Annotated in this window: 18 protein-coding genes; 8 read left to right on the forward strand and 10 right to left on the reverse strand. The window is 39.6% G+C overall.

The genetic code is table 11. The annotated features are described in order from the left end of the window. On the reverse strand, positions 1-570 hold a 570-nt coding region (locus G1O98_RS20100; protein ID WP_163930962.1), incomplete at its 3' end, for a CBS domain-containing protein. Between the two features lie 766 nt (positions 571-1,336). Here G1O98_RS20100 and G1O98_RS20105 point away from each other — a divergent pair. Then, complete coding sequence (locus tag G1O98_RS20105) at positions 1,337-1,489, forward strand: hypothetical protein (RefSeq protein WP_163930964.1); 153 nt, start codon at positions 1,337-1,339, stop codon at positions 1,487-1,489. 486 nt (positions 1,490-1,975) lie between these two features. Here the strand turns inward: G1O98_RS20105 and G1O98_RS20110 are convergent, their stop codons facing one another. Further along, the gene (locus tag G1O98_RS20110) at positions 1,976-2,632 is read right to left on the reverse strand and encodes a hypothetical protein (protein WP_163930960.1); all 657 of its coding nucleotides are present in this window, start codon (positions 2,630-2,632) and stop codon (positions 1,976-1,978) included. 262 nt (positions 2,633-2,894) lie between these two features. Further along, positions 2,895-3,206: a hypothetical protein gene (locus tag G1O98_RS20115; RefSeq protein WP_163930967.1), complete on the reverse strand. Its 312-nt coding sequence runs from the start codon at positions 3,204-3,206 to the stop codon at positions 2,895-2,897. A gap of 195 nt (positions 3,207-3,401) precedes the next feature. Between G1O98_RS20115 and G1O98_RS20120 the strand changes: the two genes are divergently transcribed. Further along, positions 3,402-3,695 carry a hypothetical protein gene (locus G1O98_RS20120; protein WP_163930969.1) on the forward strand — a complete coding sequence of 98 codons (294 nt, stop codon included), beginning with the start codon at positions 3,402-3,404 and terminating at the stop codon, positions 3,693-3,695. Positions 3,696-3,715: 20 nt separating this feature from the next. On the opposite strand, the gene G1O98_RS20125 is transcribed toward G1O98_RS20120, so the two are convergent. Next, entirely contained in the window at positions 3,716-5,362 is a 1,647-nt protein-coding gene (locus G1O98_RS20125) for a mechanosensitive ion channel domain-containing protein (protein ID WP_163930971.1), read from the reverse strand. 220 nt (positions 5,363-5,582) lie between these two features. Between G1O98_RS20125 and G1O98_RS20130 the strand changes: the two genes are divergently transcribed. Further along, the gene (locus G1O98_RS20130; RefSeq protein WP_243458488.1) at positions 5,583-6,176 is read left to right on the forward strand and encodes a hypothetical protein; all 594 of its coding nucleotides are present in this window, start codon (positions 5,583-5,585) and stop codon (positions 6,174-6,176) included. A gap of 43 nt (positions 6,177-6,219) precedes the next feature. Here the strand turns inward: G1O98_RS20130 and G1O98_RS20135 are convergent, their stop codons facing one another. Further along, entirely contained in the window at positions 6,220-6,366 is a 147-nt protein-coding gene (locus G1O98_RS20135; RefSeq protein ID WP_163930975.1) for a hypothetical protein, read from the reverse strand. Between the two features lie 789 nt (positions 6,367-7,155). Here G1O98_RS20135 and G1O98_RS20140 point away from each other — a divergent pair. The 3 genes from G1O98_RS20140 to G1O98_RS20150 are packed head-to-tail and all read left to right on the forward strand — an operon-like array spanning position 7,156 to position 9,326. Next, complete coding sequence (locus tag G1O98_RS20140) at positions 7,156-8,172, forward strand: site-specific integrase (RefSeq protein ID WP_167306205.1); 1,017 nt, start codon at positions 7,156-7,158, stop codon at positions 8,170-8,172. Between the two features lie 3 nt (positions 8,173-8,175). Further along, entirely contained in the window at positions 8,176-8,643 is a 468-nt protein-coding gene (locus G1O98_RS20145) for a hypothetical protein (RefSeq protein WP_163930979.1), read from the forward strand. Between the two features lie 2 nt (positions 8,644-8,645). Continuing rightward, positions 8,646-9,326, forward strand: a complete 681-nt coding sequence (locus G1O98_RS20150) for a hypothetical protein (protein WP_163930982.1) — start codon at positions 8,646-8,648, stop codon at positions 9,324-9,326. Positions 9,327-9,466: 140 nt separating this feature from the next. On the opposite strand, the gene G1O98_RS20160 is transcribed toward G1O98_RS20150, so the two are convergent. The 4 genes from G1O98_RS20160 to G1O98_RS20175 form a co-directional block, all read right to left on the reverse strand. Beyond that, the gene (locus G1O98_RS20160) at positions 9,467-10,078 is read right to left on the reverse strand and encodes a PAP/fibrillin family protein (protein ID WP_163930984.1); all 612 of its coding nucleotides are present in this window, start codon (positions 10,076-10,078) and stop codon (positions 9,467-9,469) included. Between the two features lie 102 nt (positions 10,079-10,180). Beyond that, positions 10,181-11,122: a hypothetical protein gene (locus G1O98_RS20165; protein ID WP_163930986.1), complete on the reverse strand. Its 942-nt coding sequence runs from the start codon at positions 11,120-11,122 to the stop codon at positions 10,181-10,183. Between the two features lie 471 nt (positions 11,123-11,593). Next, complete coding sequence (locus G1O98_RS20170; RefSeq protein WP_163930988.1) at positions 11,594-12,970, reverse strand: FAD-dependent oxidoreductase; 1,377 nt, start codon at positions 12,968-12,970, stop codon at positions 11,594-11,596. Positions 12,971-13,115: 145 nt separating this feature from the next. Continuing rightward, the gene (locus tag G1O98_RS20175) at positions 13,116-13,364 is read right to left on the reverse strand and encodes a hypothetical protein (protein ID WP_163930990.1); all 249 of its coding nucleotides are present in this window, start codon (positions 13,362-13,364) and stop codon (positions 13,116-13,118) included. Positions 13,365-13,843: 479 nt separating this feature from the next. On the opposite strand from G1O98_RS20175, the gene G1O98_RS20180 reads away from it, so the two are divergent. Then, a complete protein-coding gene (locus G1O98_RS20180) occupies positions 13,844-15,601 on the forward strand; it encodes a ShlB/FhaC/HecB family hemolysin secretion/activation protein (RefSeq protein WP_175586779.1) in 1,758 nt (585 codons plus the stop codon). A 207-nt stretch (positions 15,602-15,808) separates the two neighbouring features. Here G1O98_RS20180 and G1O98_RS20185 read toward each other — a convergent pair whose 3' ends face one another. Further along, positions 15,809-17,152: a cytochrome P450 gene (locus G1O98_RS20185; protein WP_163930992.1), complete on the reverse strand. Its 1,344-nt coding sequence runs from the start codon at positions 17,150-17,152 to the stop codon at positions 15,809-15,811. Positions 17,153-17,252: 100 nt separating this feature from the next. On the opposite strand from G1O98_RS20185, the gene G1O98_RS20190 reads away from it, so the two are divergent. Beyond that, positions 17,253-19,826 (forward strand): filamentous hemagglutinin N-terminal domain-containing protein, encoded by a 2,574-nt coding sequence (locus tag G1O98_RS20190; protein ID WP_163930994.1) that lies wholly within the window; start codon positions 17,253-17,255, stop codon positions 19,824-19,826. The last annotated feature ends 11 nt before the right edge of the window (positions 19,827-19,837 follow it).

Here is a 19,837-nt window from a genome sequence, read left to right on the forward strand (position 1 = left end):
ACGGGCAGTAGTCAGTTGTTCATTTTGTTGGCGTAGTTCCTCGGACACAACTTGAAGTTCTTCAAGGGTTTTCTGAAATTCCTCGTTAACTTCCTCTTGGTCAGTAAATTTTTCTTCCTCCGGTGAAAACAGCTCAAGCAAGCTAGTCTCAGTGACGATTCCTAGCAATTGCCCAACATTGTCCAAAATGGGCAAATGGCAAATTTGATGCTGATGCAATAATGACAAAGCTGTGAAAATATCTTGAGAATTTGATTGTGTGAGCGTAATAACTTGCTGCGTCATCACCTGAGCCATTTTCGCTCTGGATAAGTCCATCCCAGAGGTAACAAGTCTAACTACATCTTGATAAGTGAATATCCCTAATAGCTGCGTTCCCTCCATAACTAAGATGCAGCTAGCTCCTTGCTGGCTTCTGATCTTTGATTCAAATGAAAAATTTAAGCTAGTCAGATCATCTTTTATACTTCGTTTCTGACTCATTAATCCAATAGCTTCAATTACAGTACTATCAGGACTAATTGTCCAAGGATAACGATCAATAGCATCGGATAAATTAAGCAATTTCATTAGATAAATTCTAAATTTTATAAGAAGAATTCAGAACTCAGAAGCGGAGCCGGAGACGCTACACCTCCGGTCAGAATGGGCAGACACCTTAGCTATCCGCTAACAAAATTTTTCTGTACGAGTGGATGATAGCGCCGATGGCAAGCTCATCTTGGAGCGTCTTAATATTAGTTAAAGCGAGTGGAATGGTGGGCAAAAAAATTCAAATATTCTTACCTTAAAACTCTATTCCTTTATGGATAGAGTATTCTGAATTCTAAATTCTGTATCCTGACTCCTGTTTTATACATATCCTACACTGTTACTAATGAAAAAAAGAGTAGCTAAGGTTAGATGTTTCATTAGGACAGTGACTCTCAAAAAAATACTCTACTGAGTTATTCATCTCAACAGAGTATATAAAATTACATTTACTACCTTTCACTAAAAGTTATTTTGTACAATAGTGGATATTCACGCCTCTGTATAAGTACTGGAAATATTGATTATAGCGATCGCCAACTTTTCTTTTCCATTAATTCACCTCTACATAGTTAGTGGAGCGACAAATAAAAAAATCGCTGTACAATTTCAAGCAATTCACCTTGACTAAAAACGATTGTCTCTTGCCATTAATGCTGACCAAACTACCGTATCAACTTTAGACATCTTGCAAAAGTAATTTTTGCCTTGATGTTATGGTGCATCTTAAATGGATGAAATTTCCCCTTTAATATGCACCCCACTTCTGCAAAAAGTCCTTTAACTTAGTACATTTACAGATGCCATGAACGAATGGCACTCTTGTAAAGATAAAATCTTTGCCAAGGCAGGTGTTGCGGGTAGGGTTGCAGATTTGAAAAAATCAAGAAAACTAGAAATAAGCGCGGACATTAAAAAGCTTTTTTCTCACTACACCCTACACCCAAAAGCCTTATAAGTAATCGATTTGCGCTTATCAAGCCTATCATAACCAAATAGAATTTCTAATACTTTCTAGCTGATTACTCAACATGAGAAATGAAAAACGCAGATATTACAGTGTAGCCAACAAAAAAAATTACAGTCGAGATCATAAAAAACTCCTTTTTTAGCCAAAAATTAAATAATATTTACCTACTTTCAATTTATACTTAATACTAAGTGTAAACATTTACTAGAAGACTACTCTATTAAATGTCTAGAGGATGACTCGGCTTCACAAAATTATCTTTCATAGTCAGGTGAAGTATATCTGAATAATTACAGTCATTATTAAGATATACAGATCACTAACAAGTGAGTAAAATTATTCTGGTCTGAGCAGGCTTACTTACTTAAATACGAGTAAAGAAGAGTATGCTGCTCAAATCACTATATCTGACAGCTAACAGTTTGTGAGCAGAAGCTCCTCTAGCTTAAGATTGCCTTTGAGCAACGCTAATTGTTATCTATTAGGGTTTTTATGCTTTGTGGGGTCAACTAACCGATATGATTGGTCAGATTCACTCGTTGGAGGAAACGGATTTCCGGCAGTTGATGTTACCTCTAGCCCTGTGCCTTTTCCATTGGAATTGATTACTTCGTACTGCCCACTGATGGGAGTACGTTCCCCTGGACTATGCTTTGCAGATTGAGCCGACTCTGATTGGCTTAACTGTGTAGTAACAGGACTGTAAACTATAGTAAACTGGCTTTTAATTTCAAAACCTGGAAGATAGCCACCGTGGAACGGGATATCTGACAACTGACTGAACGTGCTTTTAATTTCTGAGATTGGTTTAAGCAAGTTTTCGTTGTCTTGGCTCCATCTAATAATTTGTGCATCTAGTAATTCTTGAAACTCAACAGCGTGTACTGCCGCCTCATCCGAGGGAGTTTGGCTATCTGCAATGATCGATAACTTCAGAGTCAGCAAAAGTATTGTTTGTATTTCTAAAGAATCGTCTACCGAGGTAACTTGTGTACAGGACTCATCTACATAAAAACCAAATTGGCTTTTAAAATGTGAAAAGCTCGGTGTTTGAAGTTGTTGGCTAAGATAAGATAGCAATCCGGTATCCGGCTCTGATAGAATCTGGCGAACGATGGGAATTTGTGTCATAAATACTTTACGAGTTTTGGACTAAAACCTTTCTTTACAATCGCACAATATCAAGCACTCTGAGATATCTATCAAACTGACGAAACTTAGCTCAACCATTCTATTGATTTACTTAAAACATCTTTGGTGCTGCAATAATTTGCCAGATAATTCCTCCCATCCCCGAATAAGGGAGCAATCATAGACTGTGGAGGCAATACGGTTTGGTTATAAATATCTCTCGCTAAAGCCGATGCAACGATCTTTTTCCTGACCCACTACCTCAGCGATTGCGGTCATAATTTCTTCTGAAGGCGTATTTTGGATCGTAGCGATGGCATTGGTACAGGTCAACACATTGGAGATTAAAGAAAAGCAGATTGGAGATTGTCTGCACCCACTCTTGGATACAGCTTGAGGATTCGAGATTGATGATAGCGACGCGGAAAGCGACGTAGGAGCGTCTTTTAGATTTATTCCGTCCACGAGGGACAGGGCTTGTACCAAATTCAATCTGCTTTTCTTTAATCTTCGATCTCCAATCTTCTCCGTCAACGTATGTCAAAAACCCAAAAGAATTTTGACTTCTAGACAATGAGCCTACTGCGATCGCTTTTAGGCATCTGCCTGAAAAAGATATTTATGTCCAATTAATAAATTCTTACAATTAGGGACTCGTATTTTCTATAGTTTTGCAGTAGAGTGTTAATTCTGTGCAAATTATTTATACCTATCTTCTTGCAACTTTACTCAGACAAATTTTAAACCAATGCCTTCGAGGGAATAATCAATGAATACTTCTAATGAGATACATACAAAGAAAATCATCAAAAAATCCGACAAGCTTACCCTGAGACAGATGAAGCTAATCGAGGAGGCTGAAGACCAACTTCTTCAAGCTAATACTGACAATTCTACTGCCCCTGTGGTTGAGGTTGAGGAGAAACCAGTAGCGATTTCAGAGCCTAGAGTTCCTGACTATATTCCATTGCTTGACAATCCTCCAGTACAATCTGTGGGTAATTCCGGCTGGCAGGTTTCTGATGTCTGGCGGGATATCCGCGTGGATGATTTCTGTGGGTAGACCCCATGATTACAGAGGGCTCATACATCTATACCCTCTGTACCTCTTTCAATTGCATTGTTTGAATCTATGCATGAATCCTGATTTGATAATCCTTCAACCATCGGTATTAAAGCTAACTGCATTTCTGGCGTAAATTCCAACTTACCAGAACGCAGATGTAAATCTAACTGAGCAAAAGGAATTTCAATTTTTCGTTGCTTTAATACTTCGTAAATAATGTAGTATAAATCACTTTTGAGCAAAAATTGTTTATTAGGTTCCGTAGTCCAGACTAATAACTCAAAATTTAAAGTGTTGTTGCCAAACTCTTTAAACAGTACTAGAGGCAAAGGAGTCTGCAATACATTGGGATGCTTAGAAGCAGCCTCTAACAGAGCAGATTGCACTGCTTTAGGATCTGAGCTATAGGCAACGCCAACGGGGAGATGAAGACGAGAAATCGGGTTGCGATGGCTCCAGTTGATTACTTCTTTTTCCAAGAAGCGAGAATTGGGTACAATGATTGAAACGTGGTCAAGAGTACGAATCTCGGTACTTCGGGCACCGATTCGCTCGACAATACCTGTATATTCCCCAACTTCCACAAAATCTCCAACCTGAATCGGACGCTCAAATACTAGTACTAAACCACTGCCAAAATTCTTAGCAATATCCTGTAAACCAAAGCCAATTCCAACGCTTAAAGCACTTGCTAAAATTGTCAAAGAGCTAATGTCAAGCCCCCAGATTTGTAGCAGTACCAGTGTGCCAATAAAAATTAAACCATATTTTAAAAGTATTATAATTGCTTCTTGAGCGCCACGATTGATGACAGTAAAAGAGAGAATCCGAGAACGTAAGAAATTGGTTAAGGTTCCAGCAAAGATAACTAAGCCAAACAACAAACCAACCAAAATTATTAATTCAGTAAGAGAATAAGGATTTTTTCCCAACGTCAGAATCGGTGAGGTGAAACTGGTAATCAGGATATTTGAAATTTGGTAACTCCATTGACGAGTGAAAGGAAAGAGATTAGTGATATAAAGAATCGCACTCATCCAAAGTCCGATACGCATACTTGCCAACACTAATTTGAAAAATAATTCTAATACTTTAAGTGTTTCCGAATTAGGTATGGTATTACTAGTTGTTAAGCGAAGTGAAGCTACTCGGATAAATTGATGCTTAATCCATCCCAATAGCCAACTAAATACTACAGTTATGAGTAAAATTACTGCTGCGATAAAAGTTGTTTGTTGAAGATAAGTTTTAGTTCGCTCTAAATGAGCTTCCTTTAACGCTCCTTCAATTTGCTGCGCCCAAATGTTAGCCTGCTCATCGAGTGTACTACCTGGTAAAGTATCTTGTTGTGTAACTGTTAACAGATAGCGGTCATTTAATAAAATAGTCGGTAGCTGGTTGCGTTTTTCAATTTTAACTTGAATAGACTCAGAAGCGGAAATTACATTTTTTAGTTGTGAGTTGATTAAATTTGTCCGTTCTTGAGCGCTATACTGACCAGAATCGCTGATTTGAAAAAGCTGTTGTCCATCCAAAATAACTGGAGCTTTAGTTAATGCTTGAGCAACGACAGGAGTGAACCAAAAAAATAAAACAAAAGTTAGTACTGTAATGAAAATATTAAAATATTTTGATGGTAATCGCAAAGGATAAAAGTCAAACATAAAGACTATAACCAGATATTTTTACTTCAGCTAATTTATCTTAACTAGATTTCCTCGAAATCAAATTGTTTTTGTAATGTTTTCTATTAGCATCGCTTTTCATGGACTAGAGACACTCACTTTATCAGGTAAGATAGGAGACAGGATAATAAGAGTGATCCTCTATAGCAGTTCAATGGGTAAACGAAAGAGAAAAAATCACAATACATCCTTCCCTTGGATGGTAAAAGAAGAGAATCTGTTCATTGCTCCTACTGGTAACGAAATAGTTACAGATGCTGGATGGGAAAAAATTTCATTTGAAGAAGCGAGAAAGCTATTTAGTCCCGAAACCTTTCAAGAGTGGTACGAATTGTTCTTAGAAAATACAGATATCTCGGAAATACTTTCAGAATCTAACATAGATATAGATTTAGATGATGAATCAGCAATAGATAACTTTTTACAAAGGAGCGATTGGACACCAAAACAAGTCAATTTAGTTGTAGCGAAGGCTATCTATAAAAATCATACCTGGGTGAGAGGATTGCTGATTTCTACACCTGATGTTGAAGAACCCTATTTTCACAATTATGAAATGGAGGCAATTCGTTTAGGAATCCAATTGCGGAAATACATCTTTGAAGATATTCCAGTAATTAATGACTGCAAAGATGCTGTCAGACATTTACATGGGAGATACGCCCTCATTGGTTGGCAACCAAGAAATTGTGTGACAGCAGCTCACAACCTAAAAATATCTCAAGCTACTAAGGTTTACAATGAACTTCTCTGGGATGAAGATTGGGTAGATGAAGAAGACGAAATTTATTAGTCAAGAACTATAAACTCCACAACACTGGAAAATATACTCCCCATTACTGAGGACTGGATAATAATAGAGTTACCGGGAAATAAGACCAGAAATCTTTGAAGAGCCTAAGAGCGATGGCGTAACCGCTATGAGCCGATGGCGATCGCTCTAGTAATAACGTAGCGTGGGTGCGGCGTACAGCCTCTTTCAAGGGATTTATGGACGGATGCTTGGAGCGGGGTAAAGCACTTAACAGAAATTGTTGAACTTTTTTATTCCCATAGACTAAGGCAACCGCCTGAGCAACTTTTGTAAACTATCTTTACACTAAGTCAAAGTTATAGTTGCATTGTGCCTATAATAATTTACGGCTAACTATAACTGGAAGTTAGCACCCTGTAAATGGTTATCGCTTGGATTAGGCATCAAAGGCGATACCAAGACAAACAAAATTTATCGGCAGCGTAATAGAAACTATTCCGTTGCCAACATGCACCCTCCGCGATCGCATGTTGGTGAAAGTATTGTATATCAAGGGAAGTAGTGTTAATCGGAGTTTATGTCGGATAAAAGATAAGGCTACGTTATTTTGTATTCACACCGCGATCGTGTATACTGTTGTCACTGAAAGCATAAGATGAGCAAGTTGCTTGCTTTATGGTTTCAAAACAGGTCGCTCATCTTATGCTTACAAAAGTAGAGGTAGTGAACTCAAACAGAAAGTAGCTCTGTTGCTCGATTTCGGTTTTCATAGCAGCTATACCTAACCAAAGTTTTAATGCTGGGCATGAATATGTTTGCTCACGTTAGGGTTACAAAACAAAACCTTTGCTCATGTTATGGTTTCAAAACCTGTTTTCGATAAATAATTTCCGACGTAGTATAAAGGCTTTGGGCTACGTAATTGCTCAACTTATGCTTTCAAAGTTGCTCATCTTATCCTTACAGTGACATATACTGAATTTTTAAATTCAGAGCCACCCAGTGCGATCGCATAATTATTGTGAATAACCCTGAACTAAATAATTTACCTCCGATTAAACTTATTCCTCTGAACGCTGAAACTGCATCGCTCCTTGGGCGCACCACTAGTACAAGACCACCAACCGATATTCGGTGGGTAAAAGTTCTGGAATTTTTACGCAGCAACAATCTCGCACCAAACAGCCGCAAGCTTTACGAACGAGAACTCAAACGATTTTTGGCTTGGAGTGAGCTGCACTATCATGAACTGCGTCCACGTCACCTTGCACTATATAAAGAATATCTCCGTGATGAACTGCGGACTGATGCAGATAAACCGCTTTCAAAAAGCAGCATAAATGCCGGAGTTGCGGCACTCAAAAGCTTTTTCAAATGGATGTGTTACACGTATCCTGAAATTATTGCTACTAATCCTACACTGGGGATAAAACTGGAAAAAGTGCCACTACCACCAGCCCAGAGTTTAACCCCTGAAGAAATGGAACAGGTTTGGTCAGCGTTGGAATTCTTGGGAGAAACAAGGCAACGGGATACAGCACTCGTTCACATTCTTAGTCATGGACTCCGGGCTGGGGAAGTTGTGCAGTTAAATGTTGGCTCATTTGATGGCAAGCTGCTATTTTTACCAGACACCAAAACCAATGAACCACGCTTGGTTCCACTGCGAAAAGAGAGCCGGGAAGTTTTAGCAGAGTATTTGAGATCGCGCGAACAGCAAGGGGAGGTGTTAAACAGCCTTAGTCCATTGATGATTTCACATCATGCTTCATACAAGGGTGAACGCTTGAGTTATCACGGCATTTACTTCGCTGTGGAAAAAATCGGTGAAATAGCTCACATTGAGGATTTACATCCTCACTCCTTTCGTCACACCTACGCTACTGACTTATTGCTATTGGGAGTTGACCCCAGCCATGCACGAAAATTAACAGGGCATCAAAGCGAGAAAGCGTTTCGGCGCTATACGCTTCGCAGTGAGCAAGAAGCGGCGATCGCTGCTTACTATCGTGCGATTGGCGAAGAAGCGGAGTAAGGTATGCCGAAACCGTTAGACCCCAAGTGTCAGCTATGCTCCAAATTACCAACAACTCAAGCAAAACTACTGCATGGGCCACAAGGGGACGGGTGTTGGAATCCCAAAGTCTGTCATAATCGCCGCTCATTCTATCGCCACCGCTCCCAGAATAATTCAGCAGAAATTGATTCAGTAACAGTCGAACCACCAGCAACATATTTTGCAGTGCTGTATTTGTATAAAGAACCAGGGGATAAACCATTGCACGCCTTGGGCGCAGAACTGTGGCTGGGACAACAGCCTATTTGTCGCTTAGAACCAATTCACTGTTTTGGGTTAACGGCTGGTAAGATCCGCGCCTATACAGATCAGGTGTTGCAGGCGTTTGCGAAACAATATGGTGTTTCGCTCTATCAATATAAGGATATGTTTGAAATTACCTCAAGTTACTGCCCAGTGCGGCCTTGCCCCTTGCATCCACAATCTTAGAGATGACCACATATCGTCAATTAACAATTTGGGATGTGCTTGATGAGTTGTCCGAGTCTCCACCAACTTCTTCCCTTGATGCTATGTGGGATTGTTTGGATGCCGAGCTAGAAAGTTTACCCTTGGAGGCACAGTTATCAACCGCAGCGCTTGCCTTCAGTCAAATTGCAGATATTCTTAAGTCTCGTGCGGAAGTGCTGTTGCAAGATACCCGTGATCGCAATAGTCTTTTAGGGCCAGTTGTTAGCACCGATCTCTTTGCTGGTCTAGTGCGGACAACAATGCACCTAGATTTAGATGATTTGATTGAACCGCAAACACCACAAACCTTTAAACCACATGGCCCACACCAATTTTCATCTCCTACTGAATCGGGTGATTCTGTAGCAGCACCTGTTGAGAAAGCGAATGTTTTGGCAATGCTTGATGAGGTGACAACTTTAGAAGATGTCCGCAATTTGGCATCAGATGAGGATGTCCAAAAATGGCAGAGAGCGATCGCTAACCATCTGATAAATGTCAAAGATGAGATTTCTTTAGTTAAACTGCAACGTGTGTTGCAAATGCCGATGGTAGAAGTATGGTTAGGATTGTTGCTGGGTGGTTTTACCTTGGAGCAACGTGGAGATTTTTATCACAACCATAATGTCTGGGTGAAAAACTCTCCTTCCTTCGATCAATGACAATTCATTCGCCATATAGAATCTATTTGGGAAGCGATCGCCCAAGAAGATAATTGGCAACCTTTTAATGATTTAGTGAGACAAATACAGTCTAGGTAATAGTTTTAGCTTTATTTACAAGTAAGGAGACTCTGATCTTTTTACTCGGATCGTAGCAACACATACAAATTTTTTTGATTCCCACGCATGAGGCGGAAATTTTCGTCTAAATAGGTAATATCTGTCCAGCCATTAAAGGAGAGTGTTGATTCCAAAGGCAACTGATTATCGACTCCTAAAGCCTTACGAAAACTAGAGTCGGTCAAATCATTGCTTACACTTTTAACGGATGTTTCTACAAAATCAATATTGAGACGTTTAGAATCTTCTACTGTGTAACGCCCTTCAACTATAGTAATACCTAAAATACCAGACAATAGAGTAAATTCAATTAGGTTATTGTATTGCTGACCATCTGTATAAACTTCTTGAAAGATACCAGTAACGCTGATAGCCACATTCGGGAGTTTACCAAAAGAAACACGTTGTAGAGTAGTTTCTTGTTCTAAGCCAAATGTACTGTACAAGAGCCGCCAGCGCCCTTGAACCAACTCAAGATGGTTTGTTGGTTCAGTAGTAGGATTTACCAACTCAAGCGATCGCGCTAATGTCTCGATTTGCAATGCGGCTGTTGGAGTATAGTTAAACCCAATGTCACTAGCTTCTGAAATAGAAATCAGTTCTTGTTTGAGATTTACCAATTCGCTAACCATAATTTGGTCTAAAAAAACCTTTTTAGCTCGTGAAAACGGCACAAGATATCACTCTTTGCTATTAACCGTAGATTCTATCACTATTGTTTCCTCGCTGCACCATCATTTCTGTTGCCTCCACTCGATTTTGTACTCCCGTTCCACAGTCGCCAGCAGCTTTGCCTGTAAGGATGACAGATAAGGTTTGGCTTGCTTACCCAACCCCTGCAACAGCCAATCCACAGAAGAGTCACGGCTGGCCACTTGATGCAATTGCTGTAACCTCACACATAGCTGCTGCATGAATTGGCAATCTTCATCAAGCAATTCCAGTGATTTCAGGTGTTCGATTTTTACGGTATAGTCACCGTCCCAGGTCTGGACTGTACAACTGTATTGCCCAACATGAGTTACCACGCCCCAATAACCTGCTTTACCTCTCAATTCCGGGTTATCCTTCGGCAACAGAAGGCATATTTCCCCAATATGATAAGGATTGGGTACTTTCGGACTTTCGCGTATCCTGTCCACCACGTCTTTCACTATGCGACCGGATGGAATCTTATTACCAGCTTGCTCTACTGCCTGCTGCCAGACATCCGCTTGCACAGCCGGTTCCAACTCGGCTTTCGCCAAAAAGCGCAGTTGTCGTTCGTTGGTCGGCATTGGAATTTGCCGACCAATGGTCGGCAAAAACTTTTGAAGATTTTCATAAACCACAGTAGCTGAAATCTTCAAGTAAGCTGCGTCACGACTATAATTAAAGCGATCGCGGCAGTATTCTTCAAAAGTCTGGTGCGTGGAACGGTATAGCCGTCTGTCTCTCAACTCCATCAGCGCCTGACCTGCCTCTAAAAATGCTCTCTCCACACGGTGTTCTAAATGCAGGCGTAAGCTTTGTTCTTCCTGGGTCAACTCTGTTACTTCAACAGCCGTCACCGTAATCGTTGCTGAGGCTGGGTTATCTTGCTCAGAAGTATTTTCGGCAGCAGAGTCGGTTGCTAGCTTTGGTTCCTCAGATGCCCCAGGGATAACTCTCTTGCGTCTGGATAGTGGTTTGTTCATTATTCCACCTCCAGTACCAATTGGCTCGTAGCAATATTGAGTTGTGTCATCATGGAAATATAGAGTTTTTATTTATGCCCCCATCCTTTAAACAGGTTGGGGTTTTTCATTGCTTTTTATATTTTGCACTGATGAAAGAATACTTTAACGAAAATCAGCCGAATACCACAGTTAATAAGAAAAACTTCAGTTGTCAAAAGCCTGAATTCAATTCTGACAACTGAATTAAATTTCAGCTTATTCTAGAAATACCCTCTTCAACACACGGGTAAAACAACGGCTAATGCTTGATTATTTGACCGTGAGTATTGCAAAATGTATGACTTTATTTGGAGTACAAGAGTCGTTGTTAGAATTTCGCCTGGGTTATCTTGACACTGAGAGTCTTTGCACTGATCAATATACGACCCCTTGCAGATATCTTGAAGCGTTCGCCCATCTTCAAGTTAGTAGTTATTGGTTGCTCCTTTGTTACATATTGGGACAGGTTGGCATATCATCTCCAACGAGTAGCCTTGCAAGACTGGGCAATGCCTCACCGTAAGTTGGGTGAATGTGAACCGATTGTTCAAGTACCTGCCACGTTGCTTTCGCTTCCATAAGTGACAAAAAGACATGCACCAGTTCAGCCGTTTCGTAACCAACCAGCGTTGCTCCTAAAATCAAATTCGTCTCGGTGTCGATGACCATGCGGTAGAAACCCAAATCGTGCCCCCACTCAATGCTACGGGCAATATGAGCCATTGGCAGGGTGACTTCACGGGCAGTAATGCCCTGTTTGTGAGCCTGCTCTAACGTCATACCCACTCGACCCACTTGTGGCTCTGTGTAGACGGCATAGCCTAACACCCGATCGTTGCGTGTCCGGTGTTCGCCACACAGAATGGCTTTCAAGCGACGATAGTCTTCCCAAGAAACATGGGTAAAAGCAGGCTGCTTGGCAGCGTCTCCGATCGCATAAATCCCAGCGCAAGTCGTCTGAAATTGCTCGTCGATTTTAATAAAACCCTGTGCATCTAATTCAACGCTTGTCACCGCAGAATTTAATGCCTGAGTATTCGGTTTGCGCCCAGTCGCAATCAGCAATGCTTCCCCATCTAGTACTTCACCATTGTTCAGCGTTAGGGTAAACACACGATTGGTATAAGCAACCTGCTGAACAGTCACATTGAAATGCAGTCCAATTCCGTCTTGCTCAAAAGCATCAGCAAGCACAGCACTGACATCGGATTCTTCTTGAGCCAGCAAGCGATCGCCCCGCACAATCAATTCGGTTTGGCTCCCTAAACGTGCCATTCCCTGCCCTAACTCCAGGGCAATATAACCACCGCCGACCACGAGCAACCGGGGCGGAATCTGCTGCAAATCAAAGAAATTTCGGTTGGTCAGATAAGGCGTTCCAGCTAAACCAGGAATGTCAGGAATAGTAGAGGATGTCCCTGTGTTGATAACAATGATTGGAGCCTGCACAGTCACACCTCCTCCACTCACAGTTCGCTCTCCGGTGAAAGCAGCTTCAGCGCAGATGACTCGAACCCCTGCACTCTCTAGTCGCCGCTTGGTACCCTGGTTAAACTGGCTGCGAATACTACGCACACGCTCCATCACCGCAGAAAAATCGACCTCGACCTGCGCGTGTATGCCTAATTTTGTCGCTTGTCGAGCGCGACCTGCGGCATGGGCAGAGGCTAGAAAGGCTTTAGAAGGTGTACAACCATAGTTTATGCAACTGCCTCCCAATGCATCGCGCTCAAATAGAACGACGTTTCGACCTGATGATGCAAAGTCAGCTGCAAGTGGAATTCCGCCCTGGCCACTTCCAATCACAATTACATCTGCTGTTTCCATATCTATATACGTTGTATACGATAGCCCATAATTCAAGGCAAGGCTCAAATGTTCTATCTACAGAATAGTACAGGCTGCGATCGCCTACGGCGGGATACTGTTGGCGAATGTAATACATTATTGTCTTATTAAGTATTACGTAAGCTCAAACCTTCAATCTGTAGTTGCGGCTTTGAGTTGTAACACTTTTGTTTGTCCGTGCGTTTGTAACACTTTCGCCAACATTATCCGGCGGGCGGTTACGCCATCGCACCCTTGCAAAGCACAAAAATGCTCTCAAAGGGGCCATTTGTGAGAGCTTAGATTGCACAAATGGCCCCTTTGCAGTCCAAGGTAATAAATCCAACTTAGTGGCTGGCTTTCGGAGATATTTAACCACGCCTAAGTCTGACACTCGCCTCTTTCCCCCACCCAGCCACAATTATCATTATTGTTAAAATATCTTGAGTATTTTAGCTGATTGACCAAATGTACTTTTTCTTATCTTTTCTTTCACTGATGCCCTACACCTTAAGTTCAATATTATAATCGCGATCTTCACTGGAAAAAAGCTTTTCTCTCATGAGAGTTTATATGTAATTATTCATTCTCTCACTGCGAAATAGTCAAAAACCTTGATTTTTTGTTTTGAAGAAGTAATAGTATAAAATACTACTTTTTCTGAAAGAAAGAATCAATTTTCAGCTTGCTAAGAAATAAAAAGTACACCACTAAAGCAAACAAAGCTCCATAGCTTGGCATGAGAATCATTCTTCGTCTAGTGTTTTAACAACTACTTGAAACAACCACACAAATAATAATTTTTTATGCTAAATTCTAGCAACTAACGAGTGTATCCTATTTTGATAAGTTCCCGATTGATGTTCCAAATTAATGACCGCTAACTTACCTAGAAAAATTTCTGCTCTGGGACTGTTTATATTGCTTAATAGTATAGTTTACAAACCATTAAAAGCAGAGGTTCCAGCACGCCCTCCTATAATCCCTCAAGTTATCCCTAGAGATATCCAACCACCTTCGTCTGCTCCTCTGCCAACGCCACAACCACAGCAATCGCCTCTACCTCAACAAATACTTCCACCCTCTAACTTAAGTCCTAATCTTGAAGAACAGTTTCCTGACACAACTAAAGAAACTTTCACTGTGAAACGATTTGAAGTTCTTGGTGGCACAGTTTTTAGTCAACAAGAGTTAGATAAAGTTCTTAAAGAATTCATCAATCGCCCGATTACACTCGATGATTTGTATCAGGCACGACAGAAAATTACTGACCTATATATTGACAAAGACTACATTTCATGTGGTGCCTATATTCCACCTCAAAAAATCTGGTCTGGTATCGTTAAAATTCAAATAGTTGAAACTAAGCTCAGGGATATTGAAATCGAAGGTACACGACGCTTAAACAAGAGTTATATACGTAGTCGTATAGCAGCAGGAAATAACGGGCCTCTCAATCAAAAGCGTTTGCTAAAGTCATTGCAGCTGCTAAAACTCAATCCTTTGATTCAATACTTATCTGCTAATTTACAACCGGGGAATATTCCTGGGCAGATTAAGCTAGTTGTAGAAGTTGTTGAGGCGAGAACTTTTAATGCCCAAATGATTCTTGACAATACACGATCCCCTAGCATTGGAAGTTTCCAACGCCGAATACAAGTAAATGAAGCTAACTTAGTGGGACTGGGAGATAATTTAAGCCTCGGTTACAGCAATACTGATGCTAGCAACTTTTTTTATGGCAGTTACACACTGCCCCTCAATTCCAAAAACGGAACCCTCTCTTTTAACTATGGAACTGGCAACAGCGGTGTTATCGAACATCCTTTCGATACCTTAAATATCAAATCTGCTTCCCGATATTATGAACTAACATTCCGCCAACCAATGTTTCAATCCCCTACTGAAGAATTGACTTTGGGTTTAACTGCCTCTCGACGAGAAAGCGAAGCCAATTATGCTCCACTAGGAGAAGAAATTCCTTTTCCTCAATTAGGATCTAACGACCAAGGAAAGACCAGAGTATCCGCATTACGATTTTTTCAAGAATGGATTACTCGTGGCAGTACTCAAGTCTTTGCAGTGCGATCACAATTTAACTTGGGGCTAGATGTATTTAATGCCACAGTTAATCAAGATGCTCCTGATAGTCGTTTTTTTTCTTGGCAAGGGCAAGCTCAGTGGTTACAATTACTAGCTCCTGACACCTTACTATTATTTGGTTTCAATACTCAATTAGCGACTAGATCCCTTTTACCTCTAGAACAGTTTAGTCTGGGCGGAATTGAAAGTGTACGTGGCTATCGTCAAGATTTACTGCTGGCTGATAATGGTATTTTTGCTTCGGCTGAGGTACAAGTTCCTATACTTCGCATATCTAAGATAAATGGAATATTGCAACTTATTCCATTTAGTGATTTTGGTGTAGTCTGGAATAATTCAGGAAGCACAATTGCTAACACCAACAGCCCTAATATTCTTGCTTCCATTGGACTGGGATTGCGATGGTCGCAGAATGCTAACTTTAGCGCTCGTCTTGACTACGGCATTCCTGTTGTATCTGTTGACCAGCCAAATCAAACATGGCAGGAAAATGGACTGTATTTTTATTTGCAATACAATAATTTTTAAGCTTAATCTGCCCACATACCTTAAGTTATCTAGAATTAATCTTGGCTAAAGTCACGATTTTTAATTAAACCTATTGATTTACTTCTCCATCTGGAATAAAACACAACAGTAACCTTCATAGCTATTTTAAAAACCTTAAAAGGTTACATCTTGATTTAGTTGAATGCATAAATAGAAATATTCATAAAGAAATAAATTTATATTCTATTAGCGCACTCCAGTTACTACCATTTCAAAATTACTAGGAGGTACCATAAGAATTCCACGTCGAATAGGCTTAATAGGACAGGTCGTAATTAATCTTAATTTCAAACGTGACAGTATAGTTGCCAATACAAGTTTAATCTCAAGCTGCGCTAAAGCTGCGCCAACACATCGGCGATTGCCGCCACCAAAAGGCAAGTATTCGTAAGGAGAAAATTGACGCTCCAAAAAGCGTTCGGGATTAAAACGTTTGGGTTCTGGATATACTTCTTTTCTTTGATGAGCCAAGTAAATTGAAACATTCACAATTGTTTGAGGTTCAAGCTGATAACCTTCAATCTCCATAGGCTTTTGTACAACCCGTGTAAAGGCATTTAAGGCAATTGGATAAAGACGCAATGTTTCAGAGCAAACTGCGCTGAGATAAGGTAGCCGAGAAATTTCGCTCTTATCTTTAGTAAAGGTGAAACAGTTAAGTTCAGATAAAAGGCTTTTTTGAACCTCTGGCAAGTAGTGACTCCAGTATAATGCCCAAGAAATAGCAGATGCAGTAGTTTCGTATCCAGCGAATATTAATGTTAATAAAGAATCACGAAGCTCAATATCTGTCATTGATTTACCAAACTCGTCCTGTGCCTCCATAAGCATACTCAGAATGTCTTTAGAGGGAGAATTAGTTTGTCTTGTCCGTTCAGCAATCAGAGTATACATCACTTGATCTAACTGCTCTATTTGATGCATTAAATTTGCCTGTGGACTCCAGATTCCCCAATCGTTTTGAAATCTAGAGAACAATAGCATAAAGATAGAACTCAAAGGATTATCAAAAATTTCAAACAGCGAGTTAAGCATCTGTCGCAGTTTATTGTAATATTTACCTGTTTGCAATCCAAACACAACATTAAGGATGACACGCAAAGAAATTTCCTTCATGACTGAGTGAACTACAAAAAACTTTCCGGTAGCTAACTGGCTTATTACTTCTTCAGTAATTTCACAAATAACCTGACTATACAGGCGCATTCGTTCTGTGTGAAAAGGAGGCAACAACATTCGTCTTTGATGTCGATGGCGTTCACTGTCAAGAAAAATAATAGAATTTTCTCCTAATAATAGTTTCACAAAATCACTATTTTGAATAGAACTAAGATCCTCTGGAGAGGATGTAAAAATTTTTTGAATGGCTTCTGGACTGCTAAAGTAAATAAGAGCAGGAAACTCGTTCCCTCTAAGTCTAAAAACACTACCGTAGTCCTCAGACCAAGCATCTAAAGTTTCTAATGGGCGAAGTAAAAACTGAATACTCTGTAATAAAGGTGAGGTTTTTGGTCCATCAGGTAGATACATAAATTTATATTTTTAATTACTAAAATAAATATTATCATATAATTAGTAGCTTTATATGCTAGCTTTTCATCATTGTGTTTAATAGACTTTAAACTTGATTATGAATATTTTTTCTATCCGCGCCTTAATGGTATCTATTTTGATATCTAATCCTTTTTATTTACCTATTTCTTGTGTTTTCGCCCAAATAATTCCAGACAAAACATTACCTGTTCCTTCGCTTGTTACCCCTGAAGGAACGAACAATATAATCGAAGGGGGAAGTCAGGCAGGAAGCAATTTATACCACAGTTTTGAACAGTTTTCTGTTCTTACTGGAAACACTGCTTTTTTCAATAATCCTATAAATATTAAAAACATTATTACTCGTGTAACAGGTGATTCAACCTCGAAAATTGATGGATTAATTAAGGCTAATGGTAGTGCAAATTTATTCTTTCTTAATCCTAATGGTATTTTATTTGGTAACAATGCACATCTAATTATTGGTGGTTCTTTCATAGCAAGTACTGCCAACAGCATCAATTTTCCTAATAACATTCAATTTAGCGCTAAAACTCCTGAGAACACTCCACTATTAAGCGTGAATGTTCCTATAGGGTTAGAGTATGGTGGTAATTCATCAGGATCAATTAATGTGCAAGGTAGTGGACACAGCCAGGTTATATATGGGAATCAGGTAGCTGCTTCAATTACCTTATTAGGAGCAGGAGAAAGTCAAAATGGTCTGCGTTCACAACCTAGTAAAACTTTAGCTCTAGTAGGAGGTGATGTTTTATTTGATGGTGGGCTAGTAACTGCTCCTTCTGGACAAGTTGAGATAGGTGCTGTTGACGCTGGTATAGTTAATTTCATTTTTAATAATTCAGGCTTAATTTTAGATTATAAAGAAATAAATAGCTTTAAAAACATTAGTTTTATTAAGCAATCTTTGTTGGACGCTAGTGGTTTTATGCCAGGATACATTTCTGTACAAGGTAAAAATATAAATTTTACAGATGGCTCATTAGCTTTGATTGCAAATCAAGGAGTTTTTAATTCGGGAGCTATACGTATAACGGCAACTGATACTTTAGATTTAACAGGGATAACATCTTTTAATATGCAAGCTTTTCTCAGCGCTACAAGAATTAATCGAGGTATTATTACTTCAACTAATTCTGGCAGAGGAGGAGATATTATCATTTCAGCATCAAAAATGATTGCTCAAGAATCAGAAATAATTACTCCTCTAAGTTTTGGTAATGGTAATAGTGGAAATTTAACTATAGATGCTTCAGAAAAAATAGTAATTCGTAGTGTGGCAGTTAATGAAAGTTCTGGAGTTGCTTCTGTTTTGGGGACTGTAACTTACGGTTCAGGTAACGCAGGTGATGTAAAATTGTCAACCAAAGAATTATTAATTGAAGATGGAGGAAGCTTAGAATCTTTGACTTTTGGCGATGGCAGAGGAGGTAAAGTAACTGTAAATGCTTCTGAGCTTTTAAAAATTTCAGGTGGGCATCCTAACTTCGTGTTGCTAGCTTACGGAACACCACCTATTCCTACTTTTTCGGCAAGCAATATAACCTCTCTGTCCGTTTCTGCTGGCGATGCTGGTGATCTAAGTATTAATACAAGACGATTGATTGTTGAAAACGGAGGTGTAATTGCAGCATCAGGACTTAAAACTGGTAATTCTGGTACTGTAAATATTAATGCCCTTGAATCTGTTAATATTAATGGTTCAAGTTCAGTTAATCCTTCTTTGAATCCTAGTAGAATAACCTCTGCTGTAGGTACTAGCGACCCTTTTGCAAGTTACATATACAATCTCAAGCAACCATCTGATGCTTTATCTGGAAACATTTTTATCAAAACAGGAAACTTAAGTTTAGAAAATAATGCTCAAGTTGAAGTTAGGAATGATAGTACAAAAAATGCTGGGATAGTAAGAATTATTGCAAATTCTATTAACTTAGATAATAAATCAGGGATAACTGCTTCAACTAAAAGTGGTCAAGGTGGTAACATCAATTTGCAAACTAAAGTTTTTAATCTATCTGACAACACCTTTATTTCTGCAACCGCAGGTGGCGACGGTAATGGAGGCAACATTACTATCAATGCAGATATTATAAATGTTTTGGCAAACAGCCGGATCACAGCTAATGCTTATAAGGGGCGTGGTGGTAACATTCAAATTAATACTCAAGGATTTTTTGCCTCTCGTGACAGTAATTTTACAGCTAGTTCCGAATTAGGAATTAATGGCAATGTTCAATTTAACATTTTAAATAATAATCTTATCCCTCCTAAAATATTAGCAGAAACAATTCAATTACCTCCTGAAATTACTTCAGCTTGCCAAGGAAATTCCAGCAACACAGCTAGTAAGTTTGTAATTATCGGAACTGGTAGTGCCCCACGTACTTATCAAAGTCAAGTATTTAACAGTAGTGGATGGCACGCTAATTCTGCTGCTATAGCTATAGTCTCAAATTATAACAATTTAGGCAAACAAAGCTTACCAAATAATGAAAACCAACCAATTGTAGAAGCACAATCGGTGTTGATAGAACCATCAGGAGAAGTCAATTTATTAGCATCTAGCAATCAGGTTACTGCTGTTGCTTCACAGTTACTTAAAAGTCCTTGCTTTGCTACAAATTCTACATCAAAATTATTTCCATAAACCAGAGCAAT

The sequence above is a fragment of the Nostoc sp. UIC 10630 genome (genome assembly GCF_010747425.1).
Lineage (GTDB): Bacteria > Cyanobacteriota > Cyanobacteriia > Cyanobacteriales > Nostocaceae > Nostoc.

Excerpts from the sequence above, each read along its gene's own strand:
- G1O98_RS20150 (WP_163930982.1), top strand. The coding sequence starts at position 8,646 with ATGACCACATATCGTCAATTAACAATTTGGGATGTGCTTGATGAGTTG.
- G1O98_RS20130 (WP_243458488.1), top strand. The coding sequence starts at position 5,583 with ATGGTAAAAGAAGAGAATCTGTTCATTGCTCCTACTGGTAACGAAATA.
- G1O98_RS20125 (WP_163930971.1), bottom strand. The coding sequence starts at position 5,362 with ATGTTTGACTTTTATCCTTTGCGATTACCATCAAAATATTTTAATATT.
- G1O98_RS20145 (WP_163930979.1), top strand. The coding sequence starts at position 8,176 with ATGCCGAAACCGTTAGACCCCAAGTGTCAGCTATGCTCCAAATTACCA.
- G1O98_RS20185 (WP_163930992.1), bottom strand. The coding sequence starts at position 17,152 with ATGTATCTACCTGATGGACCAAAAACCTCACCTTTATTACAGAGTATT.
- G1O98_RS20180 (WP_175586779.1), top strand. The coding sequence starts at position 13,844 with ATGACCGCTAACTTACCTAGAAAAATTTCTGCTCTGGGACTGTTTATA.
- G1O98_RS20120 (WP_163930969.1), top strand. The coding sequence starts at position 3,402 with ATGAATACTTCTAATGAGATACATACAAAGAAAATCATCAAAAAATCC.
- G1O98_RS20160 (WP_163930984.1), bottom strand. The coding sequence starts at position 10,078 with ATGGTTAGCGAATTGGTAAATCTCAAACAAGAACTGATTTCTATTTCA.
- G1O98_RS20105 (WP_163930964.1), top strand. The coding sequence starts at position 1,337 with ATGAACGAATGGCACTCTTGTAAAGATAAAATCTTTGCCAAGGCAGGT.
- G1O98_RS20110 (WP_163930960.1), bottom strand. The coding sequence starts at position 2,632 with ATGACACAAATTCCCATCGTTCGCCAGATTCTATCAGAGCCGGATACC.
- G1O98_RS20165 (WP_163930986.1), bottom strand. The coding sequence starts at position 11,122 with ATGAACAAACCACTATCCAGACGCAAGAGAGTTATCCCTGGGGCATCT.
- G1O98_RS20170 (WP_163930988.1), bottom strand. The coding sequence starts at position 12,970 with ATGGAAACAGCAGATGTAATTGTGATTGGAAGTGGCCAGGGCGGAATT.
- G1O98_RS20190 (WP_163930994.1), top strand. The coding sequence starts at position 17,253 with ATGAATATTTTTTCTATCCGCGCCTTAATGGTATCTATTTTGATATCT.